Consider the following 22501-nt stretch of genomic DNA (forward strand, 5'->3'; position numbering starts at 1 on the left):
AGCCAATTCTTACGCCAAGTCACCCGTTCGGCCCAACACCGACACGGGCCGGAGTGGTGCGGCCTGTGCCGGTGCCCCGTCAGGCGTGGCAGGTGGGGAGGGCGCCGCCGTTGTAGGTGATCATCTCGCCGAACGCCTCGGCCACGTCCACCGTCCGGCCGGAGGCGATCGCCTCGCGCTCGTCGAGTTCCGCGTAGGCGCGGTGCAGGTTGCCCACGATGCGCTCGAACTCGGTGAGGTGACCGAAGGCGCCCTTGCCCGCCTCCCTGGCCGCCACCAGGGGGGTCAGGCGCTGGGCCCGGCCCTCCGCCGCCACCCGCTGGATCCAGCGCAGGTACTCCTCCGTCTCGTCCAGCACCTCCGGCCCCCGTACCGGCCCGTGGCCGCAGACCACCGTGCGGGGCCTGAGGGCGCGCAGCCGGGCCAGGGTCGCCAGCGAGCCCGAGACCGAGCCCATGAGGACGAACGGCGAGCTGCCCGCCATCGCGACGTCCCCGGCGAACAGGACCCGTTCCTCGGGGAGCCACGCCACCACGTCGTCGTTGGTGTGCGCCGGGCCCAGATGGAGCAGGCGGATCTCGCGGTCGCCCTGGTAGAGGCTCAGCTGGTCGGTGAAGGTGAGGTCCGGCAGCCGTACCGACAGCTCCCCCCACGCCACGTCCGGCCAGACCCCCGTGAGGGCCAGGCCGTTGCGCTCCATCTCCGCCCGGGTCCGGGCGTGCGCCACCACCGTCGCGCCCGCGAACGCGCCGTTGCCGTGGGTGTGGTCGCCGTGGTGGTGGGTGTTGACCAGGACCCGGACCGGGCCGCGGCCGAGTCCTCCCACCGCCTCCCGCAGCGCCGCCGCCCGCGCGGCCGTGGCCGCCGTGTCGACGAGGAGCAGGCCCTCGGGACCGGCGACCACACCCGCGTTGCTGAGGCACCAGCCCCCGTCGGGCTGGAGGTGGGCGTAGACCCCGTCGGCGACCTCGGTCAGCTCGGTCCGCAGCCGCGTCGCGGATCCGCTCATGTCACCGCCGTCCAGTACGGGTATCCCGGCGCCGCCCAACTCGTCCCCCCGCCACCCGTCTGCGTCCAGGCCACCGCCGGCGGCTGGACCGGCAGGGGTTCCACCTCCGCCGACGCCTCCCGGCGGCCGGACATCGCCAGCAGCACCGTGAGCAGGGCGGAGAGTTCCTCCGGTGTCGGTTCGCCTCGTAGCACTCGTATCACCCGGTCCTCGGTCACTGGGGCTGGTTCCCGTGCTTGCGGGAGGGGCGGTCGGCGTGCTTGCGGCGCAGCGTGCGCAGCGCGTCGATGAGCCGGGCGCGGGTCTCCGCGGGGTCGATGACGTCGTCCACCAGGCCGCGTTCGGCCGCGTAGTACGGGTGCATCAGCTCCGAGCGGTACTCCTTCACCAGCTGCTCGCGCGTCGCCTGCGGATCGTCCGAGGCCGCGATCTCGCGCCGGAAGACGACGTTCGCCGCGCCCTCCGCGCCCATCACCGCGATCTCGTTGACCGGCCAGGCCAGGGAGACGTCGCAGCCGATGGAACGGGAGTCCATGACGATGTACGCGCCGCCGTACGCCTTGCGCATGATCAGCTGGACCCGGGGCACGGTCGCGTCGCAGTACGCGTACAGCAGCTTCGCGCCGTGCCGGATGATGCCGCCGTGCTCCTGGCCGACGCCGGGCAGGAACCCGGGCACGTCCACCAGCGTGACCAGCGGGATGTTGAAGGAGTCGCAGAACCGCACGAACCGCGCCGCCTTCTCGGAGGCCGCGATGTCCAGCGCGCCGGCCTGCACCATGGGCTGGTTGGCGACGATGCCGGTGACGTCGCCGCCCATCCGGACCAGCGCGCAGACCACGTTGCGGGCCCAGTTCTCGTGGACCTCGAAGAGGAAGCCGTCGTCGACGATCTCCTCGATGACGTCCCGGACGTCGTAGGAGGCGCGCGGGTCGGCCGGGACCATGTCCAGCAGCGCCTCTGTGCGCCGGTCGACCGGGTCGGACTCGGCGACGGACGGGGCGAGTTCGCGGTTGTTGGCGGGCAGCAGGGAGAGCAGGAAGCGGACGTTCTCCAGGCACTCCTCCTCGTCGTCGAAGACCGCGTGGGCCACGCCGGAGGCGGTGGAGTGCGGGTCGGCGCCGCCGAGCCCGTCCATGGTGATCTCCTCGCCGGTCACCGCCTGGACGACGTCGGGGCCGGTGATGAACATCTGCGAGGTGCCGCGCACCATGAACACGAAGTCCGTGAGCGCCGGCGAGTAGGCCGCGCCGCCCGCGCACGGGCCCATGATGACGCTGATCTGGGGGATGACCCCGGAGTTGCGTACATTGCGGGAGAAGATGCCGCCGTACCCGGCGAGCGCGGTGACGCCCTCCTGGATCCGGGCGCCGGCGCCGTCGCACAGGCCGATCACCGGGGCGCCGGCCGCCGTGGCCAGATCCATCAGCTTGTGGATCTTCTGGGCGTGCGCCTCGCCGAGCGCGCCGCCGAAGATCCGGAAGTCATGGGCGTACACGAAGGCGGTGCGGCCGTTGATCCGGCCCCAGCCGGTGATCACGCCGTCGGTGTGCGGTCGGCGGGCCTCCAGGCCGAAGCCGGTCGCCCGGTGCCGTCGTAGGCCCTCGGTCTCGGTGAACGTGCCCTTGTCGAAGAGCAGATCGATCCGTTCGCGTGCGGTCAGCTTCCCCTTGGCGTGCTGTGCCTGGGTCGCCCGCTCCGAGGGACCGCGGTGCACCGACTCGCGCAGTTCGTGGAGTTCGGCAGTCCGTTCCCGGAGTGGAGGTGGAAAGCGGTCCATTGACGCTCCTCACAGGTCGTCAAGAGGCTGGTTCAGCCCGTTTTCGGAACGCGTGGGCGACAGAATGCGTCGCTGAGCTGGAGAGCCGGTGGAGTGGGGCTTAAATGCCACCGCGCGTACCTGGGCGCGAAGACTGGCAGCGCCTGCTCATTCGGGCGTCGAGCCGCACTCGACGACCGGGGCGGACCATGCGGGCGGCCCGGCGGGGGCGGGGGAGTTTGGCGGAAAGGTGTGCCGTGACGCATGCGTCCACCGACATCGCGGTGCGCGCGGAGGCGAGGCGCTGGTCGCGGCGGCCGTGCGGCGCTACGGCCGGCTGGATGTGCTGGTGAACTCCCTGGGCGTGCCCCGGCGGGAGCCGCGCCAGGACGCCGAGGTGTGGCGGGAGTTCTTCGACGTGGACGTCGTCGGGACCTGGCAGATGTGTCTGGCCGCGCTGCCGCAGCTGCGGGCGGGCGGGGCCGGGCGGGCGGTCAACGTGGGGTCGCTGGCCGACGGGCGGCCGGCCGGGGCCCGGGTGCCGCGCGCCGTGAGCCAGGCGGCGGCCCCCGCGCTGCCGCAGCTGCGGGCGGGTGGTCAACGTGGGGTCGGTGGCCGACGGGCGGTCGGCCGTGGGCCGCGCGCCGTGGGCCGGGCGGCGGCCCTGACCTACCTGACGCGGCTGCCGGCGGCGGTGACCGGTCCGCAGGTCCGCGTCGACGCCGCCGTGCCGGGCCTGACGGACACGGTCCGGGCGCAGACCTGCGAGGAGGTCGCGGAGGCGGTGCACGCCCTGCTCGGGCGCCGGCCGGACGCGACGGCAGGCCCGACCGGCGCACGGCGCAACACGCCCGCGCTGACCGCACCCACGGTCGCGGGGGCGTGGTCCACCGGCGTGAACAGGGCCTAGGCGCGGCGTGTTTCCGCGAATTCCTTGGCGCGGCGCAGGGTCGCCCTGCTGTTCGTCCCCAGCGCGGCCCGCACCGCCTCGCGTGCCTTGGGGTCCGCCAGGATCACGCTGTGCCGGGACGTGGCCAGCGTCGTGCCGTCCGGCAGCGGGTCGAGGCGCCACTGCCCGGTGTGGGCCACCAGGACCGTGGGGGTGCGGATCTGCTTGTAGACGATGCTGCCGGTCTCGGGCCTGCACACCCGTACCGACTCACTGTGGTGCAGCGTGCCGTCGGGGCTCCGGGTCTCCATCGCCATCCGCTGGATGCCCGGCGTCTCCTCGGTGAGGTCCAGCGAGGCCACGTGCGGCAGCCGGTCCGGCCAGTGGCCGGCGTCGTACAGGAAGCCGTAGACGGCCTCCGGGGGCGCGGCGATACGCAGGCTGTCCTCGAAGGTGTACGGCGTCCTCGGGTTCTCCGCGGCGATCCGCACCCCGGCCAGCTCGGCCGGGCTGTTGTGGTGGAGGGCGTGCAGCACGAAGTGCTCGTCGGTGAACGCCTGGAACTCGTGGTGGAGTTCGAGCAGCGTCTCACCGCCGCCGATGTCCTTGGCCACCCAGCGCCCGCTCATCGACGTCAGCGGCGCGGCCGGGTCCTGCTGGCGGAAGTCGACGGTCAGCGCGTGCGGGTCGAGGGTCCGCTCGGAGGTCCAGCTGCGGATCTGCGCGCCCGCGAACGCCCAGATGCGGATGCGTTCGCTGCCCGCCGTGCGCGGCGAGCCCTCGACGTACTCGGTGTGGATGTTCGGCTCGAACATCAGCGGCCAGACGGTCACATCGGCGACGAGCGCGTGGACGGCCTGCGCGGGCGCCGCGATCCGGGTGGTGTGGACGGTGTTCGGCATGCCGGTTCCCTCGGTGTCGGAGACGGTCAGTGACTTACCAGGCCGCCGCAGACATTGATCGCCTGGGCCGTGATGGCCGCGGCGTCGTCACCGACCAGGTGGCCGACCATGCCGGCGACCTCCTCCGTGGTGGTGCGACGGCCCAGCGGGATCGTGGCGTCGGCGCGGTCCCGCGGGAACCCCTCGGCCGACGGGGTGCGGACATAGCCGGGGCACACCGCGTTGACGGTGACGCCGGTCGTGGCGAGCTCCAGGCCGAGGGCCTTGGTGAAGCCGACCACGGCGTGCTCGGCTGCGGAGCAGGGGGCGCCGCGGACGACGCCCTGATTCCCGGCGGTGGAGGCGATGGTGACGATCCTCCCCCAGCCCCGGTCGACGGCGCCGCCTCGGCGGAGCATCTCGCGGGTGACGCGGAAGACGCTGTTGAGGTTGGTCTCGATGATGTCGAGCCAGAGCTCGTCGGTGAGTTCGGCGGTGACTCCCCCGCCGTCCCGGCCCGAGTTGTTGACGAGGACGTCGAGCCGGCCGTGGCAGGCGACGGCGGCCTCGGCCAGTTCGGCGGCGGCCCGGGGGTCGCGGATGTCGGCGGCCATGCCGTCCGCCTTCACGCCCTTGGCGCGCAGCGCGGCGACGGTCCCGGCGACCGCGTCCGCGTCGCGCGCGCAGACGTACAGGTCGAAGTCGTCGTCGGCGAGGCGTTCGGCGACGGCCCGTCCGATGCCGCCGGTCGCGCCGGTCACCAGCGCGGTGCGGTGCGGCCGGTCGCGGCCCCGCGGGCCGCCGCCCAGGGCGCCCGCCCAGGAGCCGGGCACGGCCCTGCCCATGGTCATCGCACCACCACCGCGGCCGAGTTGAATCCGCCGTACCCCCGGGCCAGAACCAGCGCGGCCCGCAGGTCGACCGGGCGGGGGGCGCCGGTGACCAGGTCGAGGTGCCAGACGTCCTTGGGCCGGTCCACGTGCACCGCCGGCGGCAGCACCCCCTCGCGCAGCGCCAGCAGCGCCGCCACCAGGTCGAGCGCGGAGCCGCCGGCGCCGATCCGTCCGGTCATCGTCTTCGGCACGGCGACCGGGACGCCGTACGGCCCGAAGAGCTCTTCGATCACCTCGGCCTCGGCCGCGTCCAGCGCGGGCACCCCGGAGGCGTCGGCGAAGACGGCGTCGATGTCGTCCGGGGTCAGTCCGGCGTCGGCGAGCGCGAGCCGGGCGGCGAGGCCGAGGTTGCCGGGCCCGGTCGGCGGATCGAAGGCGGCGGCGTACCCGGCGACCTCGCCGAGCACCTGCGCGCCCCGCCGCTCGGCGGCCTGCCGTTCCTCCAGTACGACGTAGGCGGCGCCCTCACCGGGGACGTAACCGGAGGCCTCGGGGTGGAAGGGCAGGTAGGCGCGGGCCGGGTGGGTGTGCGGGCTGACCTGTCCGGTGGCGAGGTGGCCCGCCCAGCCCAGCGGGCACAGTCCCGCGTCGGAGCCGCCGGCCAGCAGCACCCGGGTGCCGTCGCCGAGCCGCCGCCGGGCCTGGCCCACCGCGTCCAGTCCCCCGCACTGTTCGGTGACGAGGGTGCCGCTCGCGCCGCGCATCCCGTGCCGGATGGAGACCTGGCCGGTGCAGGCGGCGTAGAACCAGGCGAAGGACTGGTAGGCGCTGACGCTGTCGCTGCCGGTGCGCCACAGGGCGCCCATCTCGTGCTGCCCGAACTCGTAGCCGCCGGCCGAGCTGGCGGTGAACACGCCGGCGCCGTACTCCTCCAGCGCGGCGGGGTCGACGCCGGCGTCGTCCAGGGCCTCGGCGGCGGCGGCGAGCGCGAGCCGGGTGAAGCGGGCGGTCTGCGGCAACAGCCTGCTGGGCACGTGCTGTTCGGCCACGAAGGAGGTGACCTCACCGGCGACCGGGACGCGGTTGACGGGGGCGTCGCGGGCCGGGCGCAGGGCGCTGACCCCGCGCAGGGTCGCCTGCCACCAGGCGCTGGTGCCGACGCCGTTGGGGGCGACGACGCCGAGTCCGGTGACGGCCGCGCGCACCCGGGCGGGCGGGGCCGGGACGGGTTCGGGGGTCATTCGGGCTTCCTCAGGACGAGGGCGCTCTGCAGGCCGCCGAAGCCGCTGCCCACGCTGAGGACCGTCTTGAGGGGCTGAGCCCGCGCGGTCAAGGGTACGTAGTCGAGATCGCATTCCGGGTCCGGGGTGTGAAGGTTCGCGGTCGGCGGGATCGCGCCGTGCTCCAGGGCCAGGGCGCAGGCGGCCGCCTCCAGGGAGCCGATGGCGCCCAGCGAGTGGCCGATCATCGACTTGATGGAGCTGACCGGTACGTCGTAGGCGTGCGGGCCGAGGCCGATCTTCAGCGCGTTGGTCTCGTGGACGTCGTTCTGCCGGGTCCCGGAGCCATGGGCGTTGACGTAGTCGACGGCGTCGGCGGGCAGCCGGGCCTCGTCCAGGGCGGCGGCGACGGCGGCGGCCAGCTCGGTGCCGTCCGGGCGCAGTCCGGTCATGTGGTAGGCGTTGCCGCGGGTGGCGAACCCGGCGACCTCGGCGTAGACGTGCGCGCCGCGGCGGCGGGCGTGTTCCTTCTCCTCCAGGACGAGGACGGCGCCGCCCTCGCCGAGCACGAACCCGTCGCGGTTCAGGTCGAAGGGCCGGGACGCCTCGGCGGGATCGTCGCCCTCGTACGGCGTGGTGGCCTTGATGGCGTCGAAGGAGGCCGCGGTGATGGCGCACACGGGCGCCTCGGCCGCCCCGGCGAGCATCACGTCGGCCGATCCCTCCGCGATGATCCCGGCGGCGTGGCCGAGGGCGTCGAGCCCCGAGGTGCAGCCGGTGGAGACCATCGCGACCGGACCCTGCGCGGCGACGGTCCAGGCGACCTCGCGGGCGAGCGCGCTCGGCACCGTGTAGTCGTACAGCTGCGGTACGGCATAGCGGGTGTCGGTGCGCCAGTTGCGGCCCTCGTCGCTGAGCAGCGGGTAGGCCGCGTCCAGGCTGGTGGCCGCGCCGACCGCGCAGCCGATGCTGACGCCGGTGCGCAGCGGGTCCAGACCGCCGAGCGCGAGACCGCTGTCGGCGACCGCCTCCCAGGCGCTGACCACGGCGAACTGCGCCGAGCGGTCCATGCGGTGGATCTCCCGGACCCCGAGTCCGGCGGCCGCGGGGTCGAAGTCGACCTCGGCGGCGACCCGGGAGCGGTAGCCGGAGGCGTCGAAGAAGGTGATGTGCCGGGTCGCGGCCCGGCCGCCGGTGAGCAGCGCCCAGTAGTCCTTGGTGCCGATGCCACCGGGGGCGACCACACCCAGCCCCGTGATCACTGCGCGTCGGGTCATGCGGCGATGGTCGAGGCGCACGCTCAAGGGGTGGTGGAGGGGTGCCCGACCTGGCCGACGGGCGTACGTCGGCACACCCTCCCCTGGTGCACCGCTTCTTGACCACCCCTCTAGGCGACCTGCCGACACTGCAACCGCCGTGGGCACCCCCCGAGAGAGAGGTAGAGGCTCGGTGACTGCAGCTCCTCACCCCAGCATCCATCCACCGGCGGCCTCGGACGCTTCCTCGCGGACCGAGCGACTGTCCCGTGTGGTCATCCGGTTCGCGGGCGACTCCGGAGACGGCATGCAGCTGACGGGTGACCGATTCACGTCGGAGACCGCCTCGTTCGGCAACGACCTGTCGACCCTGCCGAACTTCCCCGCCGAGATCCGTGCCCCCGCCGGCACCCTGGGCGGCGTCTCCTCCTTCCAGCTGCACTTCGCGGACCACGACATCCTCACGCCCGGCGACGCCGTGGACGTGCTGGTGGCCATGAACCCGGCGGCCCTGAAGACCAACCTGGGCGACCTGCGCCCCGGCGGCGAACTCCTCGTCAACAGCGACGAGTTCGACTCCCGGGCGCTGGCCAGGGCCGGGTACGACACCTCCCCGCTGGACGACGACTCGCTCCAGGGCTACCGCCTGCACCCGGTGCCGCTGACCAGCCTCACCGTCGAGGCGCTGAAGCAGTTCGGGCTGACCCGCAAGGAGGCCCAGCGCGCCAAGAACATGTTCGCGCTCGGTCTGCTGTCCTGGATGTACCACCGGCCCACCGAGGGCACCGAACGGTTCCTGCGGACGAAGTTCGCCAAGAAGCCGGAGATCGCGGCCGCCAACGTGGCCGCGTTCAAGGCCGGCTGGAACTTCGGCGAGACGACGGAGGACTTCGCGGTCTCCTACGAGATCGCCCCGGCGGCGAACACCTTCCCGTCCGGCACCTACCGCAACATCTCCGGCAACCTCGCCCTGTCCTACGGTCTGCTCACCGCGGCCCGGCAGGCGGACCTGCCGCTCTTCCTGGGCTCGTACCCCATCACCCCGGCCTCGGACATCCTGCACGAGCTGAGCCGGCACAAGAACTTCGGGGTGCGGACCTTCCAGGCGGAGGACGAGATCGCGGCGGCGGGCGCGGCGCTCGGCGCGGCGTTCGGCGGTTCGCTGGCGGTGACCTCCAACTCGGGTCCCGGGATGGCGCTCAAGAGCGAGACGATCGGTCTGGCCGTCGCCCTGGAACTGCCCATGGTCATCGTCGACATCCAGCGCGGCGGCCCCTCGACGGGCCTGCCGACCAAGACCGAGCAGGCCGACCTGCTCCAGACGATGTACGGGCGCAACGGCGAGGCACCGGTGCCGATCGTGGCGCCGCAGACACCCGCCGACTGTTTCGACGCGGCGCTGGAAGCGGTCCGCATCGCCGTGACCTACCGCACCCCGGTCTATCTGCTCAGCGACGGCTACCTGGCCAACGGCGCCGAACCGTGGCGGATCCCCGAGCTGCACGAACTGCCGGACCTGCGGGTGAACTTCGCCGACGGGCCCAACCACACGCTGGAGGACGGCACCGAGGTCTTCTGGCCGTACAAGCGCGACCCGCTGACCCTGGCCCGCCCCTGGGCGATCCCGGGCACCCCGGGTCTGGAGCACCGCGTCGGCGGCATCGAGAAGCAGGACGGCACGGGCAACATCTCCTACGACCCGGCCAACCACGACTTCATGGTGCGCACCCGGCAGCGGAAGATCGACGGCATCTGGGTGCCCGACCTGGAGGTCGACGACCCGCACGGCGCCGACACCCTGGTGCTGGGCTGGGGTTCGACCTACGGCCCGGTCACCGCGGCCGTGCGCCGGCTGCGCACCGCCGGGGAGCGGATCGCGCAGGCGCATCTGCGCCATCTCAGCCCCTTCCCGCGCAACCTCGGCGAGGTCCTCGGGCGCTACCGGCGGGTCGTGGTCCCCGAGATGAACCTCGGCCAGCTCGCGGCCCTGCTGCGTGCCCGGTACCTGGTCGACGTACGCAGCCACACCCAGGTGAGCGGCATGCCCTTCAAGGCGGAGCGGCTCGCCTCGGTCCTGAAGGAGGAGATCCATGCCGGCTGACCTGCTCGCCCGTGACTTCAAGTCCGACCAGGAGGTGCGCTGGTGCCCCGGGTGCGGTGACTACGCGATCCTCGCGGCCGTGCAGGGCTTCATGCCCGAGCTGGGGGTGGCACGGGAGAACATCGTGTTCATCTCCGGGATCGGCTGCTCCTCGCGCTTCCCGTACTACATGAACACCTACGGCATGCACTCCATCCACGGCCGGGCCCCGGCGATCGCCACCGGCCTGTCCGTGACCCGGCCCGACCTGAGCGTGTGGGTGGTGACCGGCGACGGCGACGCGCTGTCCATCGGCGGCAACCATCTGATCCACGCCCTGCGCCGCAACGTGAACCTCAAGATCCTGCTGTTCAACAACCGGATCTACGGCCTGACCAAGGGCCAGTACAGCCCGACCAGCGAGCTGGGGAAGATCACCAAGTCGACGCCGATGGGCTCGCTCGACGCGCCCTTCAACCCGGTGTCGCTGGCGCTCGGCGCCGAGGCCACCTTCGTGGCCCGGACCGTCGACTCCGACCGCAAGCACCTCACCGAGGTGCTGCGCGCGGCCCACCAGCACCCGGGCACCGCGCTGGTGGAGATCTACCAGAACTGCAACATCTTCAACGACGGCGCCTTCGAGGTCCTCAAGGACAAGCAGCAGGCGCAGGAGTCGGTGATCCGGCTGGAGCACGGCCGGCCCGTCCGCTTCGGTACGGACGGCGCCAGGGGTGTCGTGCGCGACCCGGCCACCGGCGATCTGGAGGTGGTCGACGTGACCGACGAGAACGAGGACCGCGTCCTCGTCCACGACGCCCACGCGGCCTCTCCCACCACCGCCTTCGCGCTGTCCCGGCTCGCGGATCCGCAGACCCTGCACCACACGCCGATCGGTGTCTTCCGGGACGTCGAACGGCCGGTCTACGACCGGCAGTTGGCCGACCAGCTGGAGGCCGCGGTCGAACAGCACGGCAAGGGCGACCTCGCGGCCGTCCTGGCAGGCAGCGACACATGGAGCCGCTGATCCGTTCCCGCCCCGCCCGTATGTAAGGAGACCCAGTGAGCTTCGCAGCTGCCGCCAACTCCGAGTGGCTGACCACAACAGTGATCGGCGGCGTCGCGCTGACCCTGCTGGTGGGTGTGGCCTTCGCGGTCTGCGCCCGGCGCGTCGGCCAGCCGGCCGTGGTCGGTGAGATCGCCGCGGGCATCTGCCTGGGCCCCAGTCTGCTCGGTCTGCTGCCCGGCGATCTCCCGAACCAGTTCTTTCCTCCCGAGGCACGCGCCCATCTGGGCACCGCCGCCCAGATCGGCCTGATCCTCTTCATGTTCGTCGTCGGCTGGGAGTTCGACGGCACCAGCTTCAGCGGCCGCCGCAAGTCCACCGGCATCATCTGGCTGAGCTCGATCGCCTGCCCGCTCGCCCTCGGCATGGGCCTCGCCGCGCTGATCTACGGCACCTACGGCACGGTGAACGGCAAAGAGGTGGGGATGTTCGAGTTCAGCCTCTACCTCGGCGTGGCCATGTCGATCACGGCCTTCCCGGTGCTGGCCCGCATCGTCGCCGACCAGGGCCTGCAGTTCAGCCGGGCCGGGGCGCTCTCGCTGGCGCTGGCGGCGGCCGACGACGTCCTGGCGTGGTGCATGCTCGCCCTGGTCGTGGCGCTGGTGACGGCCACCGGCACGGGCGCGTTCCTCACGATGCTGCTGTGGTCGCTGGTGTACGTCGCCGGCATGCTGTGGATCGTCAGGCCGCTGCTGCGCAAGGCCACCGCCAGGATGCCCGACTCGGCGATGCAGTACGTCATGGTGATCGCCGCCTGCGGCGCCTTCGGCTCCGCCTGGCTCACCTCGGAGATCGGCATCCACGCCATCTTCGGCGCGTTCTTCTTCGGCCTGGTCATGCCCCGGGACCGCAGGCTGCTGCAGTCGGCCTTCGGCCCGACCGAGAAGGCCAGCAAGCTGCTGCTGCCCCTGTTCTTCGTGGTGACCGGCCTGTCCGTCGACCTCACGACGATCACCGGCGGCGGCCTGATGGTGATGCTCGCCGTGATCGCGGTGGCCTGTGTCGGCAAGCTCGGCGGCGTGGCGATCCCGGCCAAGCTGACCGGGATGAACTGGCGCGACGCCACCGTGCTCGGGCTGCTGATGAACACCCGTGGCCTGACCGAGCTGGTGATCCTCAACGTCGGTCTCCAACTGGGTCTGCTCTCCGTCGAGTTGTTCAGCGCCATGGTGATCATGGCCCTGGTCACCACCGCGATGGCCGCGCCGCTGCTGACCCGGCTGCTGGCCAGGCCCCACGAGCGCGCCCATGAGGAGCTGCTGAGGTCCCGTCCCGCGGTTTCCGCGCTCTCCTCCCCAAAGTGACTGAAAGGCAGGCACGCACCATGGACTTCGCCTGGAGCGAGGAACAGAGGCAGGCGTACGACCGCACCCTGGCCGCCGTGCGCGAGGCGTTCCCCGCCAGTGACGGCACGGCCGAGTACTACGACCGCGGTGACTGGACGCAGCTCGGCAAGCTGGGCCTGCTGGGGCTCTCCGTGCCCGCCGAGTACGGCGGTGGCGGGCTCGGCGCCCTGGACACCGCACGTCAGGTGGAGGCCCTCGGCCGCGGCTGCGACCGCACCGGGCTGGTCTTCGGCGCCTCGGCGCACCTGTTCGCCTGCGCCATGCCGATCGTCGACTTCGGCAGCCCGGCCCTCAAGTCCCGGATCCTGCCCGGGATGTGCTCGGGCGAGCTGATCGCCGGCAACGCCATGACGGAGGACGAGGCGGGTTCCGACGTCTCCCGTCTCGCCACGGTCGGCGAGCGCACCGAGGGCGGCTGGATCCTCAACGGCGAGAAGAGCTTCGTCACCAACGGTCCGGCCGCGGACGTCTTCACGACGTACGCCACGACCGACCCCAAGGCGGGCTATCTCGGCGTCACCGGGTTCGTGGTGGAGCGCGGCGCCCCCGGTCTGACGATCGGGGAGCCCTTCGAGAAGATGGGCATGGCCCATGTCCCGGCCGGGCGGCTGAAGTTCGAGAACTGCTTCGTGCCCGACGAGCAGGTCCTCGGTGAGGAGGGCCAGGGCGGCTTCATCTTCCAGCACTCGATGGGCTGGGAGCGGTGCTGTCTGTTCGCCGGCTTCCTCGGCCTCGCGGACCATCTGCTGGACCGGGCCGTCGAGCACGCCCGCACCCGCAGGCAGTCGGGGCGCCGGATCTCCCAGTTCCAGGCCGTGTCGCACCGGATCGCGGACATGAAGCTGCGCACCGAGAGCGCCCGGCTGCTGCTGTACCGCGCCGCCTGGGAGATGGACCGCGGCGGCCCGGCCACCCTGTGGATCGCCCTGTCCAAGCTGGCGGTCTCCGAGGGCGTGGTCGCCACGGCCCTGGACGCCATCCGGCTCTTCGGCGGTCGCGGCTACCAGCGCGCCGAGGGCATCGAGGCCGCCCTGCGGGACGCGGTGCCCTCCGTCATCTTCTCCGGCACATCGGACATCCAGCGCGACATCATCTCCAGGGAGCTGGGACTATGAGCACCAACGTCAGCCTGCACCGCCTGCTGTACGACTCCGCCCGGCGCAATCCGTACGCCGTGGCGGTGCACGGGGCGGACGGCCCCGTCGACTACCGGACGCTGGACCGTCGCGCGGACCGGTATGCCGCGGCCCTGCTGGAGAGCGGGGTGGGCGTCGGCGACCGGGTGATCATCTGGAGCCACAAGAGCGTCGACGCGATCGCCGTGATGCAGGCCGCGCTGCGCATCGGCGCCCTGTACGTGCCGGTCACCGGCTCCAACCCGCCCGCCCGGGTGGCCCGGATCGCGGCCGGCTGCGAGCCGAAGCTGGTCGTGGCCGACGCGGGCGGGGTGGAGCGGGCCCGGGCCGCGGAGTTCGACGCGGCACCGCTGGCCGGCTTCGAGGAGCTGTTCGGCCGGGCCGAGGACGGGGTGCGCCCCGCGCAGTACCGCAACGAGCCGGACGACCCGGCGTACATCCTCTACACCTCGGGCTCCACCGGTGAGCCCAAGGGCGTGATGATCAGCCACCGCAACGCGCTGGCCTTCGTGGACTGGGCGGTGGAGGAACTCCAGCTCACCGTCTCCGACCGGCTGTCCAACCACGCCCCGTTCAACTTCGACCTCTCGGTCTTCGACCTGTACGGCGCCTTCGCCTCCGGCGCCTCGGTGCACCTGGTCCCCGAGGAGCTGGCCTACGCCCCGCTGCAGCTGGCGGAGTTCATGCGGCAGCGGCTGATCACCGTCTGGTACTCGGTGCCGTCCGCGATCAGCCTGATGATGCGGGAGGGCGGTCTGCTGGACGGGCCTCCCCCGTCGTCGCTGCGGGTCTGCCTGTTCGCCGGCGAGCCGTTCGCCATCCACCACGTCCAGGAGCTGCGCAAGGCCTGGCCCGGGGTGCGCCTGCTGAACTGGTACGGGCCGACCGAGACCAACGTCTGCACCTCCTACGAGGTCACCGAGGCCGACCTGAAGCGGGACACCCCGCTGCCGATCGGCACGGCCTGCTCCGGTGACACCGTCACCCTGGACGGCCCCGAGGGCGGTGAGGGCGAGGTCGTGGTGACCGGCCCGACGGTGATGCTCGGCTACTGGGGGCGCGGCCCCCACGAGGGCGCCTACCGCACCGGTGACATCGCCCGGCTCGGGGCGGACGGGAACCTGGAGTACGTCGGACGCCGCGACCACATGGTGAAGGTGCGCGGCAACCGGATCGAGCTGGGCGAGATCGAGGCGGCCATCGGCACCCTCGAGTCCGTCGCCGAGGTGACGGTCCTGGTGATCGGCACCGGCCTCACGTCCCAACTGCACGCGGTCGTCGTCCCCTCGCCGGGACAGCGGCCCTCCCTGCTCGCCATCAAACGCCGCTGCGCGGAAAGGTTGCCCACCTATATGAACATCGACCGTTTGCACATCGCCGAGGATCTGCCGAGGACACCCAACGGCAAGCTGCACCGGGCCGCGCTCGTCACGGCCGTAGAGGCGGGTGAGCTGTGATGCAGACCGCCATGCCCACGATGGCCTCGTCCGTCGACATCCAGCTGTTCCGTACCGTCATGGCGTCGCTGGCCAGCGGCGTCTCCATCGTGACCACCCTGGACAAGGAGGACGAGCCGCGCGGTCTGACCTGCTCCGCGGTGTGCAGCGTCTCCGTGGACCCGCCGCTGCTGCTGGCGAGCGTCAGCAACCGCAGCGGCACGCTCCGGGCGGTGCTGGACCGGGCCCAGTTCTCGGTCAACATCCTGGGCTCGCAGGGCCAGATGGCCTCGCAGCTGTTCGCCTCCGGCGCGACGGACAAGTTCGAGCGCGTCCGCTGGACCCCGGGGCCTGCCACCGGCACTCCCCTGCTGGCGGTCACGGTGGGCCACGCGGAGTGCGAACTGCACGACGCGGTGGAGGCCGGCGACCACACCCTCCTGATAGGCCGGGTGGTGGGCGGCGGCACGGCGGAGGACCGCTTCCCGCTGACCTACTGGCGCGGTGCCTACGCCCGTCTCCTGCCCAACGCGGGGTAACCCCGCCCCGCCCGGTCTCCCCCCGAAGCCCGCCACCGACCTCGGTGGCGGGCTTCGGAGTTCACGCCCCGGCAGCTGGAGCCGGGCTCCCCCGAACGCCGGCACGCCGCCCCCTGGTGAGGGGGCGGCGTGGTGGGTCGGGACCGGGTGGGTCAGCGGGATGTCGCCGAGGTCACCGAGGTCACGTTGTCGCGGGTCAGCAGGCGGCGGAAGTCCGCGGGGGCCGAGGTCTTGACCCACCACAGCATCTTCAGGCGCTTGGGGATGGTGAAGTGGTAGACCTTGGCCTCGGGGTCGCCGAAGGCGTACAGCGGGGGGACGAACTTCTCCCGGCGCAGTTCGGCGAAGATGCCGTCCGCCGCCGACGCGGCCGGCAGTTCACCGGCGCCCACCCGCTCGATCGTCCGCAGCGAGCGGTCGATGATGCCGCGCAGCCCTTCGGGTACGTGGAACCAGATGCCGCCCAGCTCGAAGCGCTGCACCGGCGTCCAGTCCCGGCCGTGGCTCGCCTCGACGTCGAGACGGGCCCGCTTGAGCGAGAGGTCGGCGAGGATCTGCCACAGCAGCCAGACCCGGGAGTAGGCGTTCCAGAGCCGGAAGTCCTGGCTCGCGATGCGGGCGCCGGACAGCCACCGGTCGTTGAAGGCGGCGAGCTCGTCCTGGAAGGCGGCGATGCGGGCGAAGGGTGCGGGTGAGAAGTCGTCGCGGCGCACCGCCGGGATCAGCGCGGTGGCGAGGGCGTGCACCATCTCCGCGGCCATGGTGACGTCACGGGAGAGGAACATGTCGTTGCGTGCCGCGGTCCGCTCCAGCGCGAACCAGCGCTCGCCCTGGGTGCGGGCGGCGGTGCGCTGCCACAGCGGGGCGTTCGTCCAGGGCCGTACGGCCTGCGCGGAGGCGAACTGCCGGGTCAGGTCGGGGTACTGCTCGACCACGACCCGGAAGGCCTTCTCCGGGTCCTCCGGAAGGTGCTCCCAGCGGCCCGGGTCGAGGCTGAGCGTCACGCCGGTGGCGGGGTTGCCGCCGTCGCGGTGGTTGTCGAAGCGGACGAGCTGGATCCAGCCGCCGTCGAAGATGTGGTGCACCGTGCCCTGGGACCAGGCGGTGGCCCGCGGGTAGTCCGAGGTGTCGCGGATCTCCTCGAAGCGGGCGACGCCCGTCATGTGGGTGGCGATGACCCGGGAGCGCAGGGCGAGCCGCGGTTCGGCGTCGTCGCCGCCGTTGCGGGCCACCAGGGGGGAGTCGGGGCCGCTGACGTCCACGAGGTAGCGGGCGCGCCACACATGGCCGTCGCTGGTCTCCACCCGGGCGCCGTCGGGGTCGGTCCACGCGTCGGTCGCGTGCACGCCGTGCGGCAGGACGGCCGCGCCGTAGCGGTGGGCCAGGCGCACCGTGTACATGTCGACACTGCGGCGCTCCAGATGCCACTCCGCGTGCTCACCGGGAACGTTGAACTGCACGGCCTCGTCGGGGCGTTGCTCCTCCCCGCGGCGGTGGTAGAGGAAGCCGAGGCTCTTCTTGATGCCGCTGTCCCGGCGGATGTCCTCGGGCAGGTCCGGGAAGAGGCCGAAGGCCGCGATCTCCGGGATGCCGAAGCGCTTGGCCAGCAGCAGGAAGACCTCGGCCGTGTACGGGACCGTGGTCTCCCCGGAGGCCTCGGTGCGGTCGTGTGCGGCCGGTACGAGCAGGACCCGCACCCCCTGCTTCGACAGCACGGCGCCGAGCAGGCCGCCCGCGAGCGTGCCGCCGAGGATGGCCACGTCGTACTTCTCCGCGGGATCGGGGGCCCGGGCGCTGCCCGGCTCGGGCAGTGCGGACGCCTGGGATTTCGTCACGCTCTCCTCCTGATGTCTGGCATGTCGTTCGTGTACGGCGCGGGTTCGCCGTCACAGCCCTGTGGCCGACGGGACAGGACGTCCCGCCGGCCGCGAGCGGGCCCCCTTCGCCCGCTCAGAAGATTCGCTTGCCCTTCACGAAGTGCTTGATCGCCTCGACCGCGGTGCCCACCATGTACGGCCGCATGTCCTCGGGCGCCTTGGTGCGGGACCAGAGCAGCATGTTGCGCAGCCGCTTCGGACTCGGGTCGATGAACCTGACGTCACGGTCCGCGATCTGCAGGGACGGCGGGATCCAGTCGGCCTGGCGCAGCTTGGCGAACAGCTTCTCCGCGGCGTCCTGGGAGTCCATCTCCCCGGCGTCGACGGCCTCGCAGTAGTCGGCCATCTCGTCGAAGATCTTCCGGTACTCGGGCTTGTCCGGCCACCACAGTCCGGGGCTCGGCACGTCCTCCATCGCCTTCCAGATCTCCGGGTCGTTCTGCCGCCGGGCCTTGAGGTCCTCGTGGATGACGCGGAAGGCGCCGGGCAGCGAGCCGTAGCTCCAGATCCGGAAGACCGCGTTCCAGAGGTCGTAGTCCTGGAAGCTGATGAACGCGGAGTTGACCAGGCGGTCGTTGAAGTGGAGCAGGTTCTGCTCCAGCTTCTCGACGTACTCGAACTGCGCCGGGTCGAAGTCGTCCCGCTTCAGCGCCCGGATCAGCCGCCAGGCGAGCACGTTGAGGATCTCGGAGGTGTTGGACAGACCCCGCGAGAACAGCGGGTCGACGAAGCCGGCCGCGTGCGGCAGCAGGACCCAGCGCTCGCCGACGACCTGCTTGGACGAGTACTGCAGTCGGCCGGTGCTCACCCACGGGCGGACGCTGCGGGCGTTGGCCAGCTGCCGCTTGACCAGCGGGAACCGGTCGACGTGGTGCCAGAACTCCTCCTCGGCCGTCATGTCGCTGGGCTTGGGGTAGCGACGCGGGTCGAGCTGGAGGCCGACACTGCACAGCGGGTTGGTGCTCTTGGGGTGGTTGTCGAACGGGATGATCCAGAACCAGCCGCGGTCGAACATGTGGTGCATGGTGCCCTCGTGCCAGGGCCGCGGGGGCACGTCGTTCGGGCCCATGCGCGTGTGGTCGTCGACACGGTCGACGTTGATCATGTGGGTGAAGATCGAGCGGGCGTGGTGCTTGAGCTTGGACGGCTCGTCACGCAGGCCCAGCTGTTCGGCGAGCGGGGAGCGGAATCCACTGCCGTCGACGACGAAGCGGGCCCGGTGAGTCGTACCGTCCTCACCGATGACCGTGACGCCGTCGTCGTCGAAGTCCACCTTGTCGACACGGTAGTTCTGCAGTGCCTCGCAGCCGTACTTCAGGGCCACGTGGAACAGGTACTGGTCGATGTCCTGGCGGAAGTAGTGGCTGGCCAGGTGGAGGACCTTCGGCAGCCGGAACTGGTTGATCTCCCGCGGGTCGGGCTCCTGCCCGTCGCGGTGGATCATGAAGCCGAAGTGCCGCTTCAGACCGGAGGACGTGCTGATGTACTTGTTGCACTCCTCCAGGCTGCCGAGGTGACCGATCTCCGGCACGCCGTAGCGGTGGGCGAGCATCCGCAGGTGGACCAGCGTGTAGCCGACGGTCGACTCACCGATGGCGAACCGCGGATGGGAGCCGGCGTCCATGAGTAACACCTTGTTCCCGGCCTTGGCCAGGATCGCGCCTAAGACGGAGCCGGCCAGGCCGGTGCCGAGGATGACGACGTCGTAGGTGTCGTTCGACTGCTGCTTCATCTCACTCCTCGTCTCGGTGGCCATCAGCTCGCGCTCGCGTTCCGCTGCTTGATGATCTTGCCGATCACCGGCCAGTACGCGGCCATGTGCTTGAGCTCCTCGGTGACCTTGAACTCCTCCTTGTCGAACCGCTTGCGCAGGAAGAGGGTGAGTCCGTCATAGACCAGCTCGCCGATCTCGTCCGGCGCGTCCTTCTTCGCCCACTGCAGCGTCTGGAGGACCTTGAGCGTCGTGGCGTCCGTCCAGTGGTTGTCGGGGTCGGCGAGACCGAAGGCGGGGGGAACGAAGTCGGCCGCGCGCAGCTGCGCGAGGATCTCCTCCGAGGCGTCCCGCGGATCGACGTCCCCCTTCTGGACCTCCTGCACCAGGCTGCTGACGTTCTTCAGCAGCTGGCGGACCGGGGCGTAGTCGGGGATGGCGCCGTCGGGGGCCTGGCGCTCCAGCCGTTCGAGGCCGGCCGGGTCCCGGCGGTCCAGGTAGGTGGCGTAGGCCCGGTTGATCTCGAAGGTGGCGAGGATCTGACCCAGCGACCACACCCGGAACCATGCGTTCCACAGGAACCAGCTGCCGAACGAGGTGTACGCGTTGGCCACCAGGTCGTCGTTGAAGTCGAGCAGGCCCTGCTCCAGCTCCTGGACGTACTCGAACCGCTCGACGGAGAAGTCGTCCTCCTTGATGGCGTCCAGCAGCCGCCAGCCCAGCGCGTGGATGATCTCCATGGTGTTGGACAGGCCGCGCGAGAAGAGCGCGTCGACGAAACCGGCCGCGTGCGAGGTCAGGCACCAGCGGTAGCCGACGGTCTGCTTGGAGGAGTACTGCAGCCGCCCGGTGCGCACCCAGTCCCGGGTCGCGACCGCGCCCTCGAACTGCGGCGCGATGTCGGGGAACTTGGCGATGAAGGCGCGGAACTCCTCCTCGGGGGAGAGGCCTTCGGGCACCGGGTGGATCCGCGGGTCCAGGTTGATGCCGACACTGCACAACGGGCTGGTGGACAGCGGGTGGTTGTCGAAGGGGATGACCCACATCCAGCCGCCCTCGAAGAGGTGGTGGAGGGTGCCCTCGCTCCACGGGCTGGGGTTGTGGTGGCTGCCCTTGGGGACGGTGTCCTCGTAGGGCTTCACGCCGATCATGTGGGTGAACAGCGAACGGGACTGGTGGCGCAGCCGGCTGGGCTCCTCGCGCACGCCGAACTTCTGCGCCAGCGGGGAGCGGTGGCCGCTCGCGTCCACCACGAACTTCACCCGCACCGGGTCGCCCTTGTCGGGGATGACCGTGACGCCGTCGTCGTCGATGTCGACGTCGACGATCTTCGTCTGCTGGCGTATGTCGGCGCCGTACTTGATGGCGACGTTCACCATCCAGGCGTCGGTGTCCTGGCGGAAGAAGTGGTTCTCGGTGTGCGTGATCTTCGGGATCGGGAACATGCTGGTTTCCAGCGGGTTCTGCCGCGCACCCTCGCGGTGGTAGAGGAAACCGAAGTTCCGCTTCACCCCGCAGTTGGTGGAGATCTTCGACTGCACGGCCTCGAAGGTCGTCAGCCACTTGATCTCGGGCACGTTGTACCGCTCACTGACCAGCCGCATCATCATCGACGTGTACGGGATGGTCGACTCACCGATGGCGAAACGGGGGTGCGTGCCGGCGTCGAGGACGAGCACCTTCGCACCGTTGCGGGCAAGGCACGCGGCCAGCGTCGTACCAGCAAGGCCGGACCCGAGAATGGCCACGTCGTACTGTGGCGCCGCCATCGGTTTCGGCGTGGTGGCAGGGGGCATCAGATTTCTCCTCAGTGGTCCCGGCATCCATTTCGGCACACCGTAGGAACGCCCGCTTGAGGCAGACTCGGCCACCACTCAGGGCCACCGCGCTCGGCCCGGCCGCTGTCGCGGCGTGCCGCCGCCGTTGTGGGGCGGCGGCACGCCGGGCGGACCGGGCGGCCGGGTCAGGCCTGGATCCAGCGGAGATAGGTGTTGGACAGCTCGCCCACGGCCCGGGTGCGGGAGCCCGCCCAGGCGCAGTAGCCGTCCGGGCGGACCAGGATGACCTCGGGCTTGCGCCACTGACCGGAGCCCGCCACGACCCGGCCGGTGAGCCGGACGAGGTTGCCGTCCGTCTCCGGCACCGACGGCAGCAGCGGGGCGCCGGTGCCGGAGTCGATCAGGACGAAGCCGCCCTGGCGCATCGCCTCGTGGAGCCGCTGCGGGGTGCCGCCGCGCCCGGCGATCTTGAGGTCGGGGACCCGGGTGCCGACGAGCGGCGAGGCGCCGGCGGCCGCGCCCATCGACGGGTAGCTCGTGTAGATGCCCGACAGATGCCCGACCGCGGTCTGGTGGGTGAAGGGGACCCGGCTGGCCACGGTCATCACGGTCTTGCGCGCGATCCGCGCGGGCAGCCGGTCGGACGTCATCATGCGGGTGGCGATGTCCGTCACCTTGATCACGCCCTGGGAGACCCGGCGCCGCTCCTCCGCGAAGGTGTCGATGAGGTCGTCGGCGGACCGCCCCTGGACCACGGCGCTCAGCTTCCAGCCGAGGTTCATGGCGTCCTGGATGCCGAGGTTGAGCCCCTGGCCGCCGAGCGGGGAGTGGACGTGCGCGGCGTCGCCGGCGATGACCATGCGGCCCTTGCGGTAGAACGACGCCTGGCGCTCCTGGATGTGGAAGCGCGAGGTCCACAGCGGCTCGCTGGGCCGCATGTCCCGGCCGAACAGCTTGCGCAGGGTCTGGTCGACCTCCGCGAGCGTGACGGGGTTGTCCGACCAGGGCTTGTCCCGGTCGATGACGCCCATGCGGTACCAGCCGTTGCCGAAGTCGGTCGCCACCACGAGTCCGGCCCGGCCGACCCGGATCAGCAGCTGGTCGTCGAGCGGGGTGCCCAGCTTCACATCGGCGACGATGATCGTGTACGGGTAGGTCGCGCCGGTGAACTCGGCGCCCATCGCCTCCCGCACCCGGCTGCGCGAGCCGTCGCAGCCGACCAGCCAGGAGGCGGTCTCCTCCCACTCCCGGCCGTCCTGCTCCAGGGTGCAGGAGACGACACGGCCCTCCTGCCGGCAGTCGGCAAGGGTGACCCCGCGGTCCACGACCACCCCGAGACCGGTGGCGCGCTTCTCCAGGATCTCCTCGGTCTCGCCCTGCGGGATGATGGTCAGCTGCCCGTAGTCGGTGGCGAGCCGGTTCATGTCGAAGAGCGAGTCGCCGAGCGACACCCGCACCCGCGGCACCGGGTTGGCGCGGGCCAGCACCTCTTCGGCGAGCCCGCGCATGTTCAGGACCTCCATGGTCCGTCCGTGCAGTCCGAGCGCCCGGGACTCCCTGGTGCGGTGTTCGCGGCGCTCGACGACCCGGCAGCGCACGCCGGCCATGGCCAGTTCCCCGGCCAGCATGAGACCGGTGGGGCCGGCACCGGCGATGATCACGTCGTACGCGGCGGTCTTGTTGTCCAC

18 protein-coding genes are annotated in these 22501 nt (G+C 71.5%); 7 read left to right on the forward strand and 11 right to left on the reverse strand.

Going from position 1 to position 22501, the window contains the following annotated elements; all coding sequences use genetic code 11:
• Nucleotides 1-79: 79 nt before the first annotated feature.
• Genes ACWD1Z_RS18850 through ACWD1Z_RS18860 form a run of 3 tightly spaced genes read right to left on the reverse strand, consistent with a single transcriptional unit; the run spans nucleotide 80 to nucleotide 2789 of the window.
• Nucleotides 80-1009: an MBL fold metallo-hydrolase gene (locus ACWD1Z_RS18850; protein ID WP_451119947.1), complete on the reverse strand. Its 930-nt coding sequence runs from the start codon at nucleotides 1007-1009 to the stop codon at nucleotides 80-82.
• Nucleotides 1006-1227, reverse strand: a complete 222-nt coding sequence (locus ACWD1Z_RS18855; protein ID WP_451119949.1) for an acyl-CoA carboxylase subunit epsilon — start codon at nucleotides 1225-1227, stop codon at nucleotides 1006-1008. Before ACWD1Z_RS18855 ends, ACWD1Z_RS18850 begins: the two co-directional genes overlap by 4 nt.
• Nucleotides 1224-2789, reverse strand: coding sequence for an acyl-CoA carboxylase subunit beta (locus tag ACWD1Z_RS18860; protein ID WP_389419964.1), 1566 nt, complete (start codon nucleotides 2787-2789; stop codon nucleotides 1224-1226). The genes ACWD1Z_RS18855 and ACWD1Z_RS18860 overlap by 4 nt, the downstream gene beginning before the upstream one ends.
• Before the next feature lie 229 nt (nucleotides 2790-3018).
• Here ACWD1Z_RS18860 and ACWD1Z_RS18865 point away from each other — a divergent pair, with 229 nt between their 5' ends.
• Nucleotides 3019-3678 (forward strand): SDR family oxidoreductase, encoded by a 660-nt coding sequence (locus ACWD1Z_RS18865; protein WP_451119951.1) that lies wholly within the window; start codon nucleotides 3019-3021, stop codon nucleotides 3676-3678.
• Here ACWD1Z_RS18865 and ACWD1Z_RS18870 read toward each other — a convergent pair.
• The 4 genes from ACWD1Z_RS18870 to ACWD1Z_RS18885 are packed head-to-tail and all read right to left on the reverse strand — an operon-like array spanning nucleotide 3675 to nucleotide 7868.
• Complete coding sequence (locus ACWD1Z_RS18870; protein WP_451119953.1) at nucleotides 3675-4559, reverse strand: aromatase/cyclase; 885 nt, start codon at nucleotides 4557-4559, stop codon at nucleotides 3675-3677. The two genes, ACWD1Z_RS18865 and ACWD1Z_RS18870, sit on opposite strands and share 4 nt — an antisense overlap.
• Nucleotides 4560-4585: 26 nt before the next feature.
• On the reverse strand, nucleotides 4586-5383 hold the full coding sequence (locus tag ACWD1Z_RS18875) for an SDR family NAD(P)-dependent oxidoreductase (RefSeq protein ID WP_451120034.1): 798 nt from the start codon (nucleotides 5381-5383) through the stop codon (nucleotides 4586-4588).
• A gap of 2 nt (nucleotides 5384-5385) precedes the next feature.
• Nucleotides 5386-6612, reverse strand: a complete 1227-nt coding sequence (locus ACWD1Z_RS18880; RefSeq protein ID WP_451119954.1) for a beta-ketoacyl synthase N-terminal-like domain-containing protein — start codon at nucleotides 6610-6612, stop codon at nucleotides 5386-5388.
• A complete protein-coding gene (locus ACWD1Z_RS18885; protein ID WP_451119956.1) occupies nucleotides 6609-7868 on the reverse strand; it encodes a beta-ketoacyl-[acyl-carrier-protein] synthase family protein in 1260 nt (419 codons plus the stop codon). Before ACWD1Z_RS18885 ends, ACWD1Z_RS18880 begins: the two co-directional genes overlap by 4 nt.
• Nucleotides 7869-8064: 196 nt before the next feature.
• On the opposite strand from ACWD1Z_RS18885, the gene ACWD1Z_RS18890 reads away from it, so the two are divergent.
• From ACWD1Z_RS18890 to ACWD1Z_RS18915, 6 genes are read left to right on the forward strand one after another with little or no spacing between them, the layout of a single operon-like run.
• Entirely contained in the window at nucleotides 8065-9948 is a 1884-nt protein-coding gene (locus tag ACWD1Z_RS18890; RefSeq protein ID WP_451120036.1) for a 2-oxoacid:acceptor oxidoreductase subunit alpha, read from the forward strand.
• Nucleotides 9938-10951 (forward strand): 2-oxoacid:ferredoxin oxidoreductase subunit beta, encoded by a 1014-nt coding sequence (locus tag ACWD1Z_RS18895; RefSeq protein ID WP_451119957.1) that lies wholly within the window; start codon nucleotides 9938-9940, stop codon nucleotides 10949-10951. The genes ACWD1Z_RS18890 and ACWD1Z_RS18895 overlap by 11 nt, the downstream gene beginning before the upstream one ends.
• A gap of 35 nt (nucleotides 10952-10986) precedes the next feature.
• Complete coding sequence (locus tag ACWD1Z_RS18900) at nucleotides 10987-12294, forward strand: cation:proton antiporter (RefSeq protein ID WP_451119959.1); 1308 nt, start codon at nucleotides 10987-10989, stop codon at nucleotides 12292-12294.
• Nucleotides 12295-12314: 20 nt separating this feature from the next.
• Entirely contained in the window at nucleotides 12315-13451 is a 1137-nt protein-coding gene (locus ACWD1Z_RS18905) for an acyl-CoA dehydrogenase family protein (RefSeq protein WP_451120037.1), read from the forward strand.
• Entirely contained in the window at nucleotides 13448-14929 is a 1482-nt protein-coding gene (locus ACWD1Z_RS18910; protein WP_400116935.1) for an amino acid adenylation domain-containing protein, read from the forward strand. Before ACWD1Z_RS18905 ends, ACWD1Z_RS18910 begins: the two co-directional genes overlap by 4 nt.
• Complete coding sequence (locus ACWD1Z_RS18915; protein WP_451119961.1) at nucleotides 14929-15447, forward strand: flavin reductase family protein; 519 nt, start codon at nucleotides 14929-14931, stop codon at nucleotides 15445-15447. The genes ACWD1Z_RS18910 and ACWD1Z_RS18915 overlap by 1 nt, the downstream gene beginning before the upstream one ends.
• 152 nt (nucleotides 15448-15599) lie before the next feature.
• Here ACWD1Z_RS18915 and ACWD1Z_RS18920 read toward each other — a convergent pair whose 3' ends face one another.
• The 4 genes from ACWD1Z_RS18920 to ACWD1Z_RS18935 form a co-directional block, all read right to left on the reverse strand.
• Nucleotides 15600-17282, reverse strand: coding sequence for an NAD(P)/FAD-dependent oxidoreductase (locus ACWD1Z_RS18920; protein WP_451119963.1), 1683 nt, complete (start codon nucleotides 17280-17282; stop codon nucleotides 15600-15602).
• A 115-nt stretch (nucleotides 17283-17397) separates the two neighbouring features.
• Nucleotides 17398-19056 (reverse strand): NAD(P)/FAD-dependent oxidoreductase, encoded by a 1659-nt coding sequence (locus tag ACWD1Z_RS18925; RefSeq protein ID WP_451119965.1) that lies wholly within the window; start codon nucleotides 19054-19056, stop codon nucleotides 17398-17400.
• A 23-nt stretch (nucleotides 19057-19079) separates the two neighbouring features.
• Nucleotides 19080-20831, reverse strand: coding sequence for an NAD(P)/FAD-dependent oxidoreductase (locus ACWD1Z_RS18930; RefSeq protein ID WP_451119967.1), 1752 nt, complete (start codon nucleotides 20829-20831; stop codon nucleotides 19080-19082).
• A 167-nt stretch (nucleotides 20832-20998) separates the two neighbouring features.
• Nucleotides 20999-22501, reverse strand: a complete 1503-nt coding sequence (locus ACWD1Z_RS18935; RefSeq protein WP_451119969.1) for an FAD-dependent monooxygenase — start codon at nucleotides 22499-22501, stop codon at nucleotides 20999-21001.

Source organism: Streptomyces sp. NPDC002784 (assembly GCF_053592135.1).